This window comes from Nocardia sp. CA-129566 (genome assembly GCF_050956075.1).
Taxonomy (GTDB): Bacteria; Actinomycetota; Actinomycetes; order Mycobacteriales; family Mycobacteriaceae; genus Nocardia.
This window is the reverse complement of sequence record NZ_CP192085.1, coordinates 9,237,525-9,254,843: the sequence shown is the minus strand read 5'-3', so window position 1 is coordinate 9,254,843 and position 17,319 is coordinate 9,237,525. Positions and strand designations below refer to the sequence as shown.

15 protein-coding genes are annotated in these 17,319 nt (G+C 64.6%); 10 read left to right on the top strand and 5 right to left on the bottom strand.

Annotated elements, in window-relative coordinates; genetic code table 11:
• Window positions 1-263 precede the first annotated feature (263 nt).
• From ACQP0C_RS41250 to ACQP0C_RS41235, 4 genes are all read right to left on the bottom strand, one after another.
• Entirely contained in the window at window positions 264-1,163 is a 900-nt protein-coding gene (locus tag ACQP0C_RS41250) for a L,D-transpeptidase (protein ID WP_433729269.1), read from the bottom strand.
• Window positions 1,164-1,565: 402 nt separating this feature from the next.
• On the bottom strand, window positions 1,566-2,966 hold the full coding sequence (locus tag ACQP0C_RS41245; RefSeq protein WP_433729267.1) for a cytochrome P450: 1,401 nt from the start codon (window positions 2,964-2,966) through the stop codon (window positions 1,566-1,568).
• Window positions 2,967-2,982: 16 nt separating this feature from the next.
• Window positions 2,983-4,206 (bottom strand): serine hydrolase domain-containing protein, encoded by a 1,224-nt coding sequence (locus ACQP0C_RS41240; RefSeq protein ID WP_433734805.1) that lies wholly within the window; start codon window positions 4,204-4,206, stop codon window positions 2,983-2,985.
• Between the two features lie 86 nt (window positions 4,207-4,292).
• Window positions 4,293-4,847 carry a DUF6764 family protein gene (locus ACQP0C_RS41235; protein ID WP_433729265.1) on the bottom strand — a complete coding sequence of 185 codons (555 nt, stop codon included), beginning with the start codon at window positions 4,845-4,847 and terminating at the stop codon, window positions 4,293-4,295.
• Window positions 4,848-5,106: 259 nt separating this feature from the next.
• Between ACQP0C_RS41235 and lppU the strand changes: the two genes are divergently transcribed.
• Together lppU and ACQP0C_RS41225 are read left to right on the top strand one after the other, a co-directional pair.
• The gene (gene lppU / locus ACQP0C_RS41230) at window positions 5,107-5,775 is read left to right on the top strand and encodes an LppU family putative lipoprotein (RefSeq protein ID WP_433729263.1); all 669 of its coding nucleotides are present in this window, start codon (window positions 5,107-5,109) and stop codon (window positions 5,773-5,775) included.
• Between the two features lie 39 nt (window positions 5,776-5,814).
• On the top strand, window positions 5,815-7,266 hold the full coding sequence (locus tag ACQP0C_RS41225; protein WP_433729261.1) for an MFS transporter: 1,452 nt from the start codon (window positions 5,815-5,817) through the stop codon (window positions 7,264-7,266).
• 50 nt (window positions 7,267-7,316) lie between these two features.
• On the opposite strand, the gene ACQP0C_RS41220 is transcribed toward ACQP0C_RS41225, so the two are convergent.
• Entirely contained in the window at window positions 7,317-7,991 is a 675-nt protein-coding gene (locus ACQP0C_RS41220; RefSeq protein WP_433685948.1) for a S1 family peptidase, read from the bottom strand.
• A 632-nt stretch (window positions 7,992-8,623) separates the two neighbouring features.
• Here ACQP0C_RS41220 and ACQP0C_RS41215 point away from each other — a divergent pair.
• From ACQP0C_RS41215 to ACQP0C_RS41180, 8 genes are read left to right on the top strand one after another with little or no spacing between them, the layout of a single operon-like run.
• A complete protein-coding gene (locus ACQP0C_RS41215; protein ID WP_433729259.1) occupies window positions 8,624-9,442 on the top strand; it encodes an MlaE family ABC transporter permease in 819 nt (272 codons plus the stop codon).
• Window positions 9,443-9,446: 4 nt separating this feature from the next.
• Complete coding sequence (locus ACQP0C_RS41210) at window positions 9,447-10,310, top strand: ABC transporter permease (RefSeq protein ID WP_433729257.1); 864 nt, start codon at window positions 9,447-9,449, stop codon at window positions 10,308-10,310.
• A 6-nt stretch (window positions 10,311-10,316) separates the two neighbouring features.
• Window positions 10,317-11,810: an MlaD family protein gene (locus ACQP0C_RS41205; protein ID WP_433729256.1), complete on the top strand. Its 1,494-nt coding sequence runs from the start codon at window positions 10,317-10,319 to the stop codon at window positions 11,808-11,810.
• The gene (locus tag ACQP0C_RS41200; protein WP_433729254.1) at window positions 11,807-12,850 is read left to right on the top strand and encodes an MCE family protein; all 1,044 of its coding nucleotides are present in this window, start codon (window positions 11,807-11,809) and stop codon (window positions 12,848-12,850) included. The genes ACQP0C_RS41205 and ACQP0C_RS41200 overlap by 4 nt, the downstream gene beginning before the upstream one ends.
• The gene (locus ACQP0C_RS41195) at window positions 12,850-13,845 is read left to right on the top strand and encodes an MCE family protein (protein WP_433734804.1); all 996 of its coding nucleotides are present in this window, start codon (window positions 12,850-12,852) and stop codon (window positions 13,843-13,845) included. The genes ACQP0C_RS41200 and ACQP0C_RS41195 overlap by 1 nt, the downstream gene beginning before the upstream one ends.
• Window positions 13,842-14,948: an MlaD family protein gene (locus tag ACQP0C_RS41190; RefSeq protein ID WP_433729252.1), complete on the top strand. Its 1,107-nt coding sequence runs from the start codon at window positions 13,842-13,844 to the stop codon at window positions 14,946-14,948. The genes ACQP0C_RS41195 and ACQP0C_RS41190 overlap by 4 nt, the downstream gene beginning before the upstream one ends.
• Window positions 14,945-16,051 (top strand): MCE family protein, encoded by a 1,107-nt coding sequence (locus ACQP0C_RS41185; RefSeq protein WP_433729250.1) that lies wholly within the window; start codon window positions 14,945-14,947, stop codon window positions 16,049-16,051. The genes ACQP0C_RS41190 and ACQP0C_RS41185 overlap by 4 nt, the downstream gene beginning before the upstream one ends.
• Window positions 16,048-17,226, top strand: coding sequence for an MlaD family protein (locus ACQP0C_RS41180; RefSeq protein ID WP_433729248.1), 1,179 nt, complete (start codon window positions 16,048-16,050; stop codon window positions 17,224-17,226). The genes ACQP0C_RS41185 and ACQP0C_RS41180 overlap by 4 nt, the downstream gene beginning before the upstream one ends.
• Window positions 17,227-17,319: the final 93 nt, after the last annotated feature.

The window sequence follows — 17,319 nt, the reverse complement described above, 5'->3', positions numbered from 1 at the left end:
TCCCCGAACCTGGCGCCGGTCATGCGGTGGCACGAGTGTTTCGTCGCGGGCCGACGGTTGTGTCGGCGGCTGGAATCTGGGCGTACCCGGCGAGTTACCCATGTTCTCCCGAAATCAGTTGTAGCGTTGCGCCACTCGGGAGGCTATCCGGCAACTGGTCTGTCGTCCGGAAAATCCGGAACACCATCTGCTGAACAAAAAGAACTCAGCCCAGGCCGTTCGTGCCTGGGCTGAGTCGTTCTCGGGAGCTGTCCGGTCGGTGCTCAGTCGTTCCAGTCGCCGTAGCCGTCACGCGCGTTCAGCGTGCCGCCATTGGTGTTCTCGACGATGACCGGATCGCCCTTCTTCGCGTTCTCGAAGAACCACCTGGCGTTCTCGGTGCTGACGTTCAGGCAGCCGTGGCTGGCATTCGAAACACCTTGCTGCGCAACCGACCACGGCGCCGCGTGCACGAAGATGCCGCTGTTGGAGATCCGGGTGGCGTACTCGACCTCGACCTTGTAGCCCTCGGGATCGGTGGTCGGCACACCGTAGGTGGACGAATCCATGGTCATCTTGCGCAGCTGTTCGCCGACGAAGTAGGTGCCGTTCGGGGTCTCGTGCTTGGTCTTACCCATCGAGGTCGGCATGGTCATGATCTCCTCGCCATTGCGAGTGATCGTGATGGTGTGGGTGGTGTCGTCGGCGGTGGTGATGAACGCGTCGCCGACCCGATAGGCGGTGCGGGTGCCGCCCGCCTCGACGGTCACATCGGTATTGGCGGGCCAGAACTCGTTCGGCCGCCAGCGCACCTGCTTGTCGCTGAACCAGTAGAAGTGTCCGGGCGCCGGATTCGAGGAGGTGATCTTGATGGCCTGCTCGGCGGTGGCGTGATCGGTCACCGGATCCTTGAAGTTGATGATGATCGGCTGCGCGACGCCGACGGTCTCACCGTCGCCGGGGCTGATGCTCGGCGGCGCGAAATTCGCCTGGACGCCCGGATCGGTGGTGGGCGAGGTCGACGAGCCCGAGCCGAAGCCGAGCGGATCGGCCTGTGCGGGCGCGACGGCGGTGACACCGATGGTGGCGATCGCCGCCGACAATAGGATGCCCTGCCGGAGTCGGCGGGCTAGCGCTCCGCGACGAGGAGCAGTCGACGTCCCGGTGTTCAAAGCGGCATGCATAGGTTTCTCGTCCAATCCATCTCTCGTCGACGCCGGTGGCGCAGCGAGATCTCTCATAGCTGTGGTGCGCGCATGGTGGTCCCACGAAGATCGACGTGGAATCCGCCGCGCATACGCCCACGGAAAAACGGCGCGGGGGAACATGGAGCACCCCACGGGTATTTATGACGCAACCCGACCCTGACGTCCTTCCTACCGTCCCGAGGCGGTCGGAAGCCAGTGGTGTTTCGGATTAATACGGTTCACGCATCAAATGTGGCGTAGGACACATATGCCGTTGTGGGTCACCATCTTTCGTGATAAGTGCCGGTCACGGCGGTGAAACTCGATGCATTCGAAGAGTGGTTCGCTGGCATTTTCGCGGCCATTGTCAAACCTCTTCGTGACATAAATCACGATGCCTCATGCCACGATTTCGAACGGAATGGACCGGTGCGGACCCGTCGCAATGTTGTGTGGCACCGATAGCGGCGCCCGCCCCCGCGCATACCGCGGCGTGAGCCGCAGCCGCACCCGGCCCAGGACGGTGGCGAGCGCGATCCGCAGTTCGTAGTCGGCCAGCGCCGCCCCGACACACCGTCGATGTCCGCCGCCGAACGGCGCGAATTCGAACGGCCGGTACTTGCGGTCGAGGAATCGCTCCGGTCGGAACCGCTGCGGATCCGACCACACCGCGGGGTCGGAGTGCAGCAGCGGTATCGCGACGCCCATCGTCTCGCCCGCCGCGAGCGCGACGCCACGCAGTGTGAACGGCGCGGTCAGCCTGCGCAGGACGATCGGCACCGCGGGATGCAGCCGCAGCGTTTCCTGACAGACGGCGTCCAGATACGGCAGACCGGCCAGTTCGAGCGGGGTGGCATCTGGGCCGGCCGCCCGCAGCTCGGCGCGCAGGCGATCCAGCGCCGCGGGTTCGCGATGCACATGGAACAGCGCCCACACCAGGGTCGTCGCGGTGGTCTCGTGCCCGGCGACGAGCAGGGTGCGCAATTGCTCGCACAGCTCGGCATCGGAGATCGCGGTGCCGTCGTCATAGCTGGTCGTGAGCAGCATGTCGAGAATGTCCGTGCGCACCGCGCGGTCGTCGGCCGCTGCACGTCGGCGCTCGATATCGGTCAGGATCAGCTCGTCGAGCCGTTCGCGCGCCACCCGGAACCGGTCCCACGGCGCATGGCCGAACACCCCGTGGCGCAGGGCGGGCAACAGCATCAGCGGTCCGGAGAAGGCGGTGAGGAATTCCGCGACGGCGGCGGTGTATTCGGCGCGCCGCTGGCGGCTGTCCACTCCGAATACCGCCTCCAGAATGACCCGCAGTGTGATCGCCCTGGCCGCCGCGCGCGAGTCGATGCGGGTGCCCGGATGCCAGGCTTGGCCGAATTCGCTTGTGTTGCCGGATATTTCGTCCAAAACGGAGTCGCGGATGAGCTCGCCGTAGGCGCGGATCCGGGCGCTGTGGAACGCGGGCACCAGTAGTGCCCGATCGCGCCGGTGCCGTTCACCGGCGGCCAGAATCAGCGAGGCGGTGCCGACCAGTGGCTCGATCGGATTCGGCCGTGGCGGTTCCAGCAGTTCGATCGGCGCGCGAAAGATTTCGCGGGCGCCGTTGGCGGTTCCGGTGAACAGCACCGCGCCGAAGCCGGGAAACCGGACATAGAACGGATCACCCTCGTGGCCGCGTCGCCACCGGAAGTACCGCTCGAAATCGATGCCAGCGGCCAGCGCGTGCGCAAGGACCATCCGAGGTGCGCGCGGCGTCGAATGTGCGCCGTCCAGCGCCGTTTCGGGTGGTGCGTCCGCCTGCTCCATATCTATAGCAACGAATTCACCGCTCGCCCGGTTCGACCGCCCTGTCCGGCTTCGCTCTGCGCGCGATGTGACTGGCAATGGCGGCCAAGCGTGCGAGGCGGGCGTCCCCGAGTGCGGTCACCGCATTGCCGAGGCGATTGGTGACGAAGGCGATGGACATGCCGAGATCCGGATCGGCATAGGCGCCCGAACCGCCGAGACCGTAGTGGCCGAAGGCATTTCGCGGCTGCTGCTTGGACATCACCACCGGTCGGTGATAGCCGAGGGTGAATTTCAGCGGCAGCCCGAGCACATAGTCGCGGCTGTCGGCCCGCTGCGTCTGGTTGATGAGCTCGATCGTCTCCGGTTTCAGCAACTGCACCGCGTGGATGCCGGGTCCGCCGCGTCCCGGAGCCACCGCCTCGACCCGACCACCATTGGCAAGCGCCCCATACATCCTGGCCAGTGCGCGCGCCGAGAAGACGCCGTTCCAGCCCGGCATCACCGCATCGTGCACGCGCGGATCGCGGACCAATTCGTCGAAATTCTCCGGCATACCGGCCTCGGCGAGCCCGCGCACCGGCCGCACCCAGGACAGCACCGATGACGCGGTATTCCAACGGATTCCGGGCGGGCTCAGATGCGGAAAGATCTTGGCGATCCGGTAGCGCTCGGATGCCGGTACCTGGAACCAGAATTCGTCATAGCCCAGTGGCTCCGCGATCTCGCGCCGCACCAGATCGGTGAACCGATCACCGGTAGCGCGCTGCACGATCTCGGCCACCAGCCAACCGAAGGTGATGGCGTGATAGCCGGAGGTGCGGATCCGCCGCGGATCGGCCGGGCTCTCGGCCAGTGCCGCGACGACGGCGTCGTAGTCGAGGATGCCCTCGCGGCCGGGGACCAGGCCGCGGACCCGGTGCAGTCCGGCGCGGTGCGAGAGCACATCGCGCACGGTGATGTCATCCTTGCCGTGCGCGCCGAACTCCGGCCAATACGTCGCGACCGGGGTCTCGTAGTCGATCAGCCCCCGCTCGGCCAGCCGGTGCACCACGGTCGTCGCGACGCCCTTGCCGGTGGAGAAGGTGAGTGCCACATTGTCGCCGTTCCAGCGGCGATCCTTGGCCGCCCAGCCCGCCCAGATATCGACGACGGGCCGACCGTCGAGATAGATGGCGAGGGCGCCGCCGCCGCGCGTCGGCTGGGTGAACATGCCGAAGAAATGGTCGGCGAGTCGGACGAATCTCGGGTCGACGAGCATTTCCCGTGGCGCGCCTGGCCGCCGGTCCGGTGCCGGGATGGCAGAAACCACGGTCGCACCTCCTGCTGGTCAGCGGGGCCGAAATATCAGCCTAGCTCGGATCTCGGGGTTTGCCAGCGCCCGAAAGGCGTGGTCAGACAGGTCGTACCGGTCGCCGAATTCCAGGCGAAGGCCGCCGTGCCGAGGCACACCACCGAACGGTCGGCGGTCGAGACCTGGGCGCGCGAGCCTTCGAAGGCGATCGATATCGCGAACAGCGGTATGGCCGCCTGGGACTTGCCGATCTCGGAATCGGTTGCCGCAGCGGTGATCGTGGTCAGTGCGACCGCGTCCGAGCCGTAGCCGAAGGCGATCGGGATTCCGCCGACCCCCTCGCTGGCGCCGACCCCGCCCGCCGCGCCCACACCGAGCGCCGCCGCGCCGGCGGCGGCGTGCGCGTAGCCGACCCCGTCGTATCCGACCGACCGCGCCCGGCCGGAGGTTTCCGCCGCGGCCCGGCATGCGGTGTTTCCGTCGATCACGGTCACATCCGTACCGTTGTCGGACGCGCAATGCACATCGGTTGCTGATGCCGCCGCGGGCAGTACGAGCGAGGTGCCGACCGCGGCGGTGGTGTAGGCGATCGCGCTGATCAGCTTCACGGACGGGCTCCTCTCACACCGGAATCCCCACCATACCCAGATCGGTTGCTGGCACGCCGATTCCGCTGGTGTGCCGCCTTACCGGGGTGATCGGGCCGATGTCTCGGCCCGCATCGTGCGGCTGCGGTAGCGAAGCTGTCGACTCGACGCACGCGCGGTCGGTGGTGTATGCATTGCGTGGTATCTCACGCACTGCTAGATCAACTTCGGATTCCGACGGGGGTATGAGTTCGGAGCGTTACAGCCGGGAGGACTGTACGTGTCTCGTCAACTTATCTCGGGTCGCCTCGCGATGGCGGCCGTCGCCGCGGTCGCGGTGGTCGCCGCGCTCTCGCTCGCGGGCTGCGGCAATAAAATCAGCGGCACCGCCCAGCCAGCGATAGGGAACGGGACCATTGATGCGGTCTCGTCCACCAATACCCCGAAAACCTCAGGGGCCAGACCCACTTCGGGTCGGCCGACGACCGGCGCCCGCCCGACCTCGGGCAAGCCGACCACGACCACCTCGGCGACCAAGGGTGGCAATACCGACTTCCAGGCCAATGTCGGAGATTGCGTAACCCTCGGCGGTACGACCGATAACGCCACCATCGCCAAGGCGTCCTGCGGCAGCCGGGCGTCGAACTACAAGGTGATCGGCAAGGCGGCGACCAGTTCACAGTGTGTCGCCGACCGCGACTCCGCCTACTTCGAAACCCTCAACGGCACCCAGCAGGGCGCGATCTGCCTGGATATCGACTGGGTTGTCGGCGGCTGCATGGATATCAGCGGTGAGGACCCCAAGCGCATCGATTGCACCGAACGCGCCAGCCAGGGTGTGAAGGTCACCAACATCCAACAGGGTGCCGACGATGCGAGCGTCTGCGGCAGCAATAGTGGGTTCGAGTACCCGACGCGGCACTTCGTGGTCTGCGTCCAGAATCTCTGACCCACCCGAAAACCGGCCCGCGGAGGTTACGTTGGGCCGGTGAGTACGGAAGAGTTACCCCGGCTGGGTTCGGCGACCGGCCGCTGGATTCTGCTGGCCACCATCCTCGGATCCTCGGTGGCTTCGCTGGACGCCACCGTCGTCAATATCGCGCTGCCGCGCATCGGTGAATCTCTCGATACCGATGTCGCCGGATTGCAGTGGACGCTCAATGGCTACACGCTGACCCTGGCCTCGTTCATCCTGCTCGGCGGTTCGCTCGGCGATCATCTCGGTCGCCGCAAGGTCTTCGTCTGGGGTGTCATCGGTTTCGCGCTGGCCTCGGTCCTCTGCGGTGTCGCGGTGAATATCGAGATGCTGGTGGGCGCGCGGATTCTGCAGGGGGTGGCGGGTGCGCTGCTCACACCGGGCAGCCTGGCCCTGATCTCCTCGTCCATCGATCAGCGCGATCAGGGTGCGGCGATCGGCCTGTGGTCCGGTTTCGGTGGTGTCGCCGGCGCGCTCGGGCCGTTCCTCGGCGGCTGGTTGATCGAGCTGGCGGGCTGGCAGTCCATCTTTTTCATCAACGTGCCGCTCGCGTTGGTCGTCGTGCTCGTCACGCTGAAGCAGGTGCCGGAGAGTCACGACCCGAATGCCGCGGCGCGACTGGATATTCCGGGCGCGGTGGTGGTCGCGCTGGCCTTGGGCGCGTTGACCTTCGGTTTGATCGACAAGATGGCGCTGCTGGTGGTCGCCGGTCTGCTGTTGCTCGCTGTCTTCGTGGTGATCGAACTGCGCAGCGATCATCCGCTGGTACCGCCGTCGCTGTTCGCCTCTCGGATCTTCACGGCGGCCAACCTCGTCACTTTCGCGGTCTACGCCGCACTCGGCGGTGTCTTCTTCCTGCTGATCTTGCAGTTGCAGCTGGTGGCGGGGTATTCGCCGCTGATGTCAGGGATGGCGACGGTCCCGGTGACGCTGATCATGCTGGCGCTGTCCGCACCCGCGGGCCGCTGGGCACAGGTGCACGGTGCGCGCATTCCGATGACGGCCGGTCCACTGCTCGCCGCGGCCGGGCTGGTGCTACTGCTGCGCATCGGACCCGATGCCACATATCTGACCGATGTCCTGCCCGGCGTGCTCGTCTTCGGTCTCGGTCTGTCGGTGCTGGTCGCCCCCCTCACCGGCGCCGTACTCGGCGCGGTGCCGTCGAGTGAGGCCGGTATCGCCTCGGGTGTGAACAATGCCGTCGCCAGGACGGCCCAGCTGCTCGCCGTCGCCGCACTGCCCGGACTCGCCGGAATCACCGGATCCCTCGGCGATCCGGTCGAATTCGACCGGGGCTTCGGCGTCGCGATGTGGATCTGTGCCGGCCTGCTGATGACGGGGTCGCTACTCGCCGCCGTACTGCTGCGGGCGCCACGGCACACACCGACGCTGGACAATGTCGACTGCATGCCGCAGTGCGGGGTGGCGGGGCCGGCGCTGGCCCCGCTCCATAAAACAGAGTGAGCGGGTCGTTCGACCCGCTCACTCGGGGTTCTTACTGATCCGGCAGTCGGCTAGATCGGGTTGAAGCCGGCCCCGATGCTGCCGCGGGCATTGATATCACCCATGATCGAACTCATATTGGTGCCGACCTCGGGTCCGAAGCAGGCGATGGCGAGATAGGCGTTCACCATGCCGACCAGGGTGGTGCCGACGACGACCGGCGCGCCGGAATCACCCTCCACCACACACATCTGCGCCCAGGTCTCCATATTCGTGCCGAAGACATCGCCATAGGCGAGGCCGCAGGTGTTGCCGGTGGTGCGGCCTTCCTTGCAGACGATCATCGGGAACTGGGCCGGGCCGCCGATCCCGGTGATGGTGACGTTGCCGATCCGGTTGACGGGGACCATCTTGGCCGGGTCGAACTGGATGATGGCGTAGTCGAGATCGTGGTTGGAGTAGACGAACTTGCCGATCACGCCGGCGCCGCGGTCGGCCTCGGCCCACACCTGAGCGCCGGGGTCGCCGCAGTGTCCGGCGGTCAATCCGACCAACCGGCCCCCGCCGTCGTAACCGACCGTCGTGACAGTGCATTCGAACTGATTATCGATGATGATTCCCGACCCACCGCCGACAACGGGCGGTCCCGGCGCGGCATCCGCGGTCCCTGACCCCGTTGCGACCAGCGCCGCACCGAGAGCTACGGCGAAGGCGGCGTTGGCCACCTTGGCGAGTTTGCTGAACATGTCCCTCCAGACGTCGGAAGTCCGCACGATATCAATCTGTCGCACCCATCGTGTCAGTATTCGGTTCCGGGCGCGTGTCGTATCTGTCGCGATCCGCTCGCGAGTCGCTCGAGAGGGTCCGTGGCGATCGCTCGTGGGTCGCTCGAATGGATGTGCTCTTCGGTGTCGATCGTGTCGGCGAGGCCTCATTTTTCGACATTTCGGATGCAGCGTCTCATTCTGCGCAATAGCGAATCTCTATAACAGTGTGCATCAGAAAGCGCGCAATAGTGTTTCGGTTCTGTTCGAACGGTGATTGCGCAGGCCATTCCAATCGGCCTTTATTTTACATGAATATTATCCGCGCAAATAGTCGAACATGCCATATGCGGGGCAGATAGGGCATGGTCAAACTGTAACTTGTTCCAGAAGTATCACGGTTAACTTTGGGACCGATCCCAAGCTTCGAGCCACTGGTCATAGCGTTTCTCCAACAGTGGCTCCGATCTATGACTGCAATCACACCGGGATGGTGTGTTCTGCGCTACTCCGTAGTAAGGTGCGTCAAGCAAACAAGTCGTCGGGGTTTGGTTACCGGCGTCGAGAGGGGTTAGCCAGTGCAGTCGACCAAGAGTCCACCAGCGCGGTCACGGATGAGTGATGCGGTCGATTGGACGAAGGCCTACTGGGAAGACCATCCGAAGCGTTCATTGGAGACGTTCGGTAGACAGATCACGATGGGGTTCGCGGCAGTCGCGGAGTTGTTCATCGCGATATTTCGCCGCCGCTTTCCTTATCGTGAGTTCATCCGTCAGTGCGCGTTCATGTCGAGTGTCGCCGCGGCACCGACGCTACTGGTCGCCATCCCCATCGGCGTGATCGTCTCCATCCAGGTCGGCGCGGTCGCCACCCAGGTCGGTGCGACCTCGTTCATCGGCGCGGCGAACGGTCTCGGCATCATCCAGCAGGGTGCGCCGCTGGTCACCTCGCTGATGATCGCGGGCGCGGTCGGTTCGGCGATCACCGCCGATCTCGGTTCACGCACCATCCGCGAAGAGATCGATGCGATGCGGGTGATGGGTGTGGACCCGCTGCGTCGCCTGGTCGCGCCTCGGCTCGGTGCGGCCATGCTGGTCAGCGTATTGCTCTGCGGCTTCGTCGTATTCGTCGGATTTTTGACTGGCTACATTTTCAATATTTTCGCCCAGAACGGCACCCCGGGTTCCTATATCGGCACCTTCTCCTCGTTCGCCGTCACCATCGATCTGCTTGTCGCACTGGTGAAATCGTTGATCTTCGGGTTGCTCGCGGCGATCATCGCCTGTGATACCGGGCTCAATACCCGGGGCGGTCCGGGCGGAGTCGCCAACTCGGTGAACTCCGCGGTCGTCAGTTCCGCCATCATGTTGTTCGGCGTGAACTTGATCATCACCCAGATCTACAACGTTCTCCTCCCCCCACAGGTGGTCTGAGCCGGTGTCAACAACCTATGTACCGCCGCTGCTGCGGCCACTTCGGCATATAAAGAAGTTCGCGCAGGCCCCGGTGGATCTGGTTGCGCGCCTGGGGCACCAGGTGTTCTTCTTCCTACGGTCGGTGGGCTCGATCCCGTTGGCGCTGCGGCACTACCCGAAGGAAGTCTGGCGGCTGCTTTCGGATGTCACCTGGGGCAACGGCAGCCTGGTCGTCGGTGGCGGCACCATCGGCGTCATTCTCATCCTCAGTGCGTTCGGCGGGATGACGGTCGGCATCCAGGGCTACACCTCGCTGAATCTGCTCGGCCTCAGCCCGATCACCGGCGCCATCTCGGCATTCGCCACCACCAGGGAGCTGGGCCCGCTGCTCGCGGCACTCGCGTTCGCCGCGCAGGCCGGTTGCCGATTCACCGCTCAACTCGGTGCGATGCGGATCTCCGAAGAGATCGACGCACTCGAGTCCATCGCGATCCGGCCGCTGCCCTACCTGGTGAGCACCAGGATGTTCGCGGCGATGATCGCCATCATCCCGCTCTACTGCCTCGGCCTGGCCATGGCCTACATTTCGTGCTCGCTCACGGTGCAGTTGATCGGCAACACGCCGAGCGGTACCTACGCGCACTACTTCTATCAGTTCCTGATACCAGGGGATGTGCTCTACTCGCTGCTCAAGGCGATGGTGTTCGTCGCGATCACCACGTTCATCCAGTGCTACTACGGCTTTTTCGCCTCGGGCGGTCCGGAGGGCGTGGGTGTCGCGGCCGGTCGGGCCATCAAGATGTGCATCATCATTGTGGTTTTCGCGGACCTGTTCATGACATTGGCGATCTGGGGCGTCAATCCCGGCATCCGGATCTCGGGGTAGGACGAGATGATCATCGATCCCAGTGGGCGTGGCCCCACCATGCGACAGCTGTTGGTCGCCGGCGTATGCGGACTGGTCGTCTTCGCGCTGATCCTCGGCTTCCTGATGGCAAGATACGAAGGCTATTTCGTGCCCAAGGTGCATGTAGTCGCCAATCTGAAGACCACCGGTGACGGGTTGCCGCGCGAGGCCGACGTGAAGTTCCGCGGCGTGCTGGTCGGTGCGGTCGACCACGTCAAGGTGGCCGAGAAGGGCGCGCTGCAGGAGGTGAATATCAACCTGAAGCCGGAGTTCGCGGGTGATATCCCGTCGAATGTGACCGCCCGCGTGGTGCCGAGCAACCTGTTCGCTGTCACCTCGGTGGAATTGGTTTTCAACGGCCCCGCGGACAAGTACCTGCACGAGGGCTCGACCATCGAGCAGGACACGAGCCAGGGCACCATCGCGCTGCAGGACACCCTCACCAACGTGCGCAATATCCTCGCCAAGCTCGACCCGGTGCAGTTCGGCCGGGTGCTCGGCACGCTCTCGCAGGCACTCGACGGTAGCGGCCGGATGCCGGGCTCCACCGTCGAGCGGTTGGACCGGTGGCTCACCTCGGTGGACGAAGCCATTCCGAATCTCGGTGTGCTGCTCGATGATTTCTCGGCCTCGTTCCGCGCGCTCAACCAGTCCGCGCCCGAACTGCTCGATGTGCTCGGCAGTTCGGTGAAGACCGCGCAGACCATCGCGGATCACCGTGCCGCCCTGGTCGCGTTGATCAGCGGCACGGCGGGCACGGTGGATACGGTCAACGCCCTGTTCGCCCGCAACGGCGATATCGGCAAGCAGATCACCGCGGGCACCAGCGATATGTTCGGCGCGCTCGCCGCGGATGCGAATTCGATTCCGGAAACGATTGCCTCGCTGAACAACTCGCTGCGCAAGTTGACTACGACCTTCCACTGGGGTCCACAGCGGCAGATGGTCTGGAATGCGGGCGCGACGCTTACCCCGTACCGGCCCTACGAACAGGCGGACTGCCCGCGCTACGGCAACCTGCCCGGCCCGAGCTGCGCCACCGCACCCGAGGTCTCCGATCCCGGCTACCTGCCGCAGTCGATGATGCCGCGTTCGCTGGAAACGGCGCAGGGTCTGGCGAAACTGCCACTGCCCGCCGGCTTCCCGGAGATCCCGGGTCTGACCTCGCCGGGTGATGCGCTCGCGACGGCCGAGCCGAAGCCGGTCAGCCCGTTCGCCGGTACTCCGCTGGAGGGGCTGTTCCCGAATCTGGTGCAGCCAGCACCGGGTGCGCAGCCCTCCGCCGGTCAGCCCGCGGCTCCGCCCGCGCCCGCGCAACCGGCGAGTGCGCCCGTGACCGCCGGTCCGATTTCGTACGAAGGAGATGCCGCGATCGTGGCGCTGCTCGGTCGTCGGCCGACGACAGCCGAATATCTGCTATTGAGCTCGGCAATGCGCGGCGGCACCCTGCAGGTCACCGAAAGCGGTACTGCCAAATGAGCATTCGTAAACCACTGATCGGCTTCGGCCTCTTCGCGATCGTCTCGATCCTGGTCACCGTCGTCGTCTGGAATACGCTGGCGCGCGTCGTGGAGGGTGATACCAACACCTACACCGCGACCTTCAGCGATGTGCTCGGCCTGCGCGAGGGTGATGACGTCCGGATGGCGGGCGTGCGGGTCGGCAAGGTCGAGAAGATCGAGCTCACCCGCGATTCCAAGACCAAGAAGGCCCTCGCCAATGTGACCTTCATCGTGCAGCGCAACCAGACGGTGTACGACGATACGAAGGCGCTGGTGCGCTACCAGAACCTGATCGGCCAGCGCTATATCGCGCTGGCTCCCGGCAAGGCGGCGAGCCCGGCGGCATTGAAGAACAAGGCCACCATTCCGCTGGAGCGCACCGAACCGTCGTTCGACGTGTCCGGACTGCTCAACGGATTCCAGCCACTGTTCCAGGTGTTGCAGCCCGAGCAGGTGAACCGGCTCTCGGAGACCTTCATCCAGGCATTGCAGGGTGACGGAGTTTCCTTGAGCGCGTTCATCACTCAGGCCGCCACCCTGGCCACGGATTTCCAGCGCCGAGACGGAATTCTCAGCGATGTGATCACCAACCTCAGCGGCGTGATGTCCGGGTTGGCCAAGCGAGGTGATGAATTGGAGACCCTGGTTACCCAGACCCGGGCACTGATCGGCGGCCTGTACGACCAGGGCCAGTCGCTGCAGGCGTCCACGGTGCAGATCGCGGATGCGACCAGCGGCCTGGTCGCCATGCTGAGCAAGATCCAGCCGAAGCTGGTGACCGCACAGGATTCGACGAGCGCCGCGCTGACGCTGCTGATCGCCAATGGCGCGAAGCTGGATCAGGCCGCGATCGACCTGCCCGCGGCGCTGGCCGACCTCGGCAAGTTCACCCAGGACGGCGCCTACGCCAACGCGTACTTCTGCAAGCTGGACATCTCGCTCTACAACATCCTGCTCCCCCGCGGTCTGCTCCCACAGATCGGCGGCAACGGACAGTCGGCGGTGTGCCGCCCATGATGACCAAGATCAAGGACAGGTTCAACACCAACCGGTACTTCTGGTTGGGTGTCATCGGCGGCATCCTCATCATCGCGCTGCTGATCGGCTCGAGCGTGTACAAGCTGATCGGCGTCGGTGAGAAGACGGTCAAGGCCGAATTCGTGCAGACCGCCGGGGTCAAGGTCGGTGACAAGGTCAATGTGGCCGGTGTCCCGAGCGGGCATGTGGCCGGTGCGAAGCTCGAGAACGGGCATATCCTGCTCACCCTCAGCGTGAACAACGACGTCGAGCTCGGGCCCGATGCCAGGGCCTCGATCAAGATGGCGACGCTGCTCGGCGCGCGCTACGTCGATCTGGACCCGGGTGACGGCTCCGGCCTGAAGGACAGCCGAATTCCGTTGTCCAACACCTCGGTTCCGTACAACCTGGCCGATGTGGTCGAGTACGGCACGCCGAAGTTCGAGGCGCTCGACACCAAGCAGCTGGCCACCTCGCTCGACCTGATCAATAAGCAGATGGGCGATTCGCCCGCGCTGACGGCGCAGGCGCTCGACAGCGTCGGCGCGCTGGCGAAGGTGTTGGATTCGCGCAAGGCGGAGGTCGACAGCCTGCTCAAGGATCTCGACCGGGTCACCAGGATTCTCGGCGACAACCGCAACAGCGTGCTGTTGGTGATCACCCAGGGCGAGGCCATCGCCAACCGGGTGATGGAACGCCAGAGCCTGCTGCGGCAGCTGCTCGACAATGTCGCGGCGCTGAGCCGTCAGCTGCAGGAGATCGGCGCGGCCAATAACAATCAGCTCGGCCCGACCATCGAGCAGCTGAACACCATGGCGGAGGGCCTGCAGAAGAACAAGGACAACCTCGACCGGCTGCTGCAGATCATGCCCGTGTCGGTGCGCACCTTGAACAACGCGTTCGGCAACGGTCCGTACGGTGAGGTCGGCCTGCCCTGGCTGTTCCCCGACAACTGGTTGTGCTTCGCCCACATGATCGAGGGGTGCCGGGGATGAAACTGACCCGAATCAATCTGCGGCGCTTGGCCGAACCACTGATGATCAGTGTCGCGGCCCTGGCCGTCGGCAGCTGCTCGCTGGTGCCGAGTTCGGTGAACAGCGCACTGGGCAACACCATGACGATCACCGCGGACTTCGAGAACATCGCCGGTGTCTTCGAGGGCAATCCGGTCACGGTGCTCGGTCTGCAGGTCGGCAAGATCGACAAGATCATTCCCAAGGGCACCATGGTCGAGGTGCACATGACGATCGACAAGGACGTCAAGATCCCGAAAGACGCGATGGCGGCGATCGTTTCGCCGTCCATCGTGACCGACCGGCACGTCGAACTCACCCCGGTCTACACCCAGGGCGAGACCATGTCCGACGGCGCGCATCTGCCCAAGGCGAAGACCAAGACGCCGGTCGAACTGGACACGATGCTCAAGACCATCGATCAGTTCGCCGCGGCGCTCGAGCCGGAACCGGGCACCGAGGGCATCGGCCCGCTCTCCGGCCGGGTGCTCTATCCGATGTTGAACGGCAATGGCGAGAAGATGCGCGACACCCTCAATGCGCTCTCCGGTGCGTTGAAGGTCGGCGTCGACAATAAGGACGCGGTCGCCAGCATCATCGTCAAGCTGAACGAGCTGACCACGATGCTGGCCGAAAACGACCAGTCCGTACGCGATTTCAGCAACCGGATGACGCAGCTCAGCGGACTGCTTGCCGATCAGGCCCCCGGCTTGGAGGCCACGCTGCGGCAGCTCAACGACTTCCTGTCCAATACGAGTTCGGCATTCGTGCAGTACCAGGATCAGCTGGGCAGCTCGCTCGCCGGTCTGACCAAGGTGACCGATCAGTTGCGCGCCAATGCTCGCGGCGTCACCGAGGTCGTCGACCTCGCGCCGTTGCTCATGCAGAACCTGGACCGGTCGATGAACCGGCAGCTGGGCTACGTCCGGCTGCACGGCAACCTGCCGACCTTCCTCAACGGTGAACTGCTGAGCGTGTTCTGTGAACGGATTCAGATGCGTTCGGATGGTTGCCGTACCGGCAAACTCGAGGACCTCGGTCCGGACCTTGGTGTTACGGCGGCACTGCTGGGGATGACCAAATGAGCGACCGGTTCACATCGAAAGCGCGCCGCGCGGTGATCGCGTTGGCCGCGGCCGCCGGGGTGGCCATCACCTCCGGCTGTGGTCTCACGGTGGAGAGCCTGCCGCTGCCCAAACCGGGCGTGTCCGGTGACACCTACACCCTGCAAGCGAAATTCGACAACGCGCTGAACCTGCCGGATCAGGCGAAGGTGAAGATCGGTGGCTCCGACGTCGGTGTGGTCTCCAATATCAAGACCAAGAACTTCGAGGCCATCGTCGATCTGAAGATCAGCAAGGACATCGAACTGCCGGTCGGCAGTACGGCGGAACTGCGCCAGGCCACCCCGCTCGGCGATGTGTTCGTCGCGGTGTCGAAGGACAAGGCGCAGCCGGGTGCGCCGATGCTGCACGACGGCGACGTCCTCGGCCGGGACAAGACCTCGGCGGGTGCCACCGTCGAGGAGCTGTTGATCTCGGTCTCGCTGCTGTTCAACGGCGGCGGCGTGGCCGCGCTGACCAAGCTGACCTCGGAGATGGATTCCATTGTCGGCGGTCGCGGTGATCAGATAGCGCACCTGATCACCGAAATGACCGGCGTGGTGGGCAGTTTGAACGACAACAGCGCGCGCGTGGACAGCGTGCTCGCCCAGTTCAGCTCGCTGGCCAACACCCTCGAGGGCAGGCATTCGGAATTGGGGCAGGTCGCCGATACGCTGCCGCAGATGATCGGCGCCATCGCGGAGAACAACCGCGGCATCGGCGATCTGCTGCAGAAGATTTCGGTGACCAGCGCGGCGCTCGGCGACTACGCCAATACGTCCAGCGACCAACTGAGCGATCTACTCGACAATGTGCACAAGCTGATGAACGCTCTGTCGCAGACCGAGCAGAACTTCGGTCCGGCCTTGGATGCGCTGCGCGAGATACGTCCCGGGCTCGACGCGTCCTTCCGCGGTAACAGCCTCGCGGTCTACGCCACTGTCACCAATATCCACAACTTCAGCTTGTTGTCGGATCCGGCGCAGGGCAAGTTCTTCGACGGACGTGATCTCAGCGACTTCGCGGGCAGCCTGATCACCGTCCTGCAGGCAATTCAGGGACGACTGCAGGGGGGTCACCGATGAGCTGGCTCGGCAAACTGATGCAGCGCAAGATGCTGCTGTCCACCATCGGCCTGGTGCTGGTGTTCATCGTCGGCGCCAGCTATCTGCTGGTGAGCGTCATGCGGGTGAACCCGCTGAAGTCGACCTATGCCGTCACGGTGAACCTGGACCGCTCCGGTGGCCTACAGCCGGGCAACGATGTGACCCTGCGTGGCTATCGCATCGGCAAGGTCACCTCGATCGAATTGGTCGATCGCGGACAGTCCATCGCCGCGAAGACCGAAATCGATTCGAAGTACAAGATTCCCTCCGACACCAATATCTCGGTGGGCGCGCTCTCCGGCGCCGGTGAGCAGTACATCGACTTCCGGCCGAATGCCGAACAGGCGCCGTACCTGCGGGATGGTTCGGTCATCACATTCGATGCGGCCAAGATCAAGACCCCGACTCCGATCTGGGCGGTGCTCGACAATTCCAGTGCGCTGATCTCCCAGATCGATCCGGATAAGTTCAGTGTCATTCTGACCAATCTGGACATCGCGCTCAGCGGTGGCCCGGATCAGTTGCGCGGCATGGTGAACGGCATCAGCCTGGCCATGGCCGGTTTCGACAATCTGCTGCCGCAGACCACGAATCTGATCTCCAACCTGCGCACCATCGCGAACACCACCTCGAACGCGCAGCCCGATCTCCAGACGCTGACCCGCAATTCGGGCCAGCTGTTCGACCAGTTCAACAATGCCAACGGCGAACTGCAGGCGGTGCTGGAGAAGGCACCGGGACAGTTGACGAGTCTCGGTGCGGTGCTGGACAAGACGGCCGATCCGATCACCAGCCTCGCGGCCAACTTCGCGGCGATGACCCGGGCGGCGCAGTTGCGGGTACCCGCGCTGCAGGCGTTGTTCCCCTCGCTGAATATCGGGTTGTCCGCGGCCGGTGTGCCCGCACACGACAACGAGTTCCACGCCGTCGCGGATATCTGGGTTCGGCCGATCTGTCAGTACAAGCACACGCCGATTCGCAATGAGGTGATCCAGGACGGCTCGCTGCCCAAGTGGAACTACTGCGAGAATCCGCCGCCCGGGCTGCAGGTTCGCGGTTCGGCGAATGCGCCGCGGCCGAATGTGCCGGATAACGGTGCGCAGATGCCGCCGGGCGCGAATCCGAATGACATGACCCCGCCGCCGCTGCGGTGAGTCAGTTGACACAACGAGCGGTACGTATTCGACGGTGAGTCACCCCGGCCCGGCTGGGATATCCGAGGCCGGGAATACTCCCCCGCAGAGTGC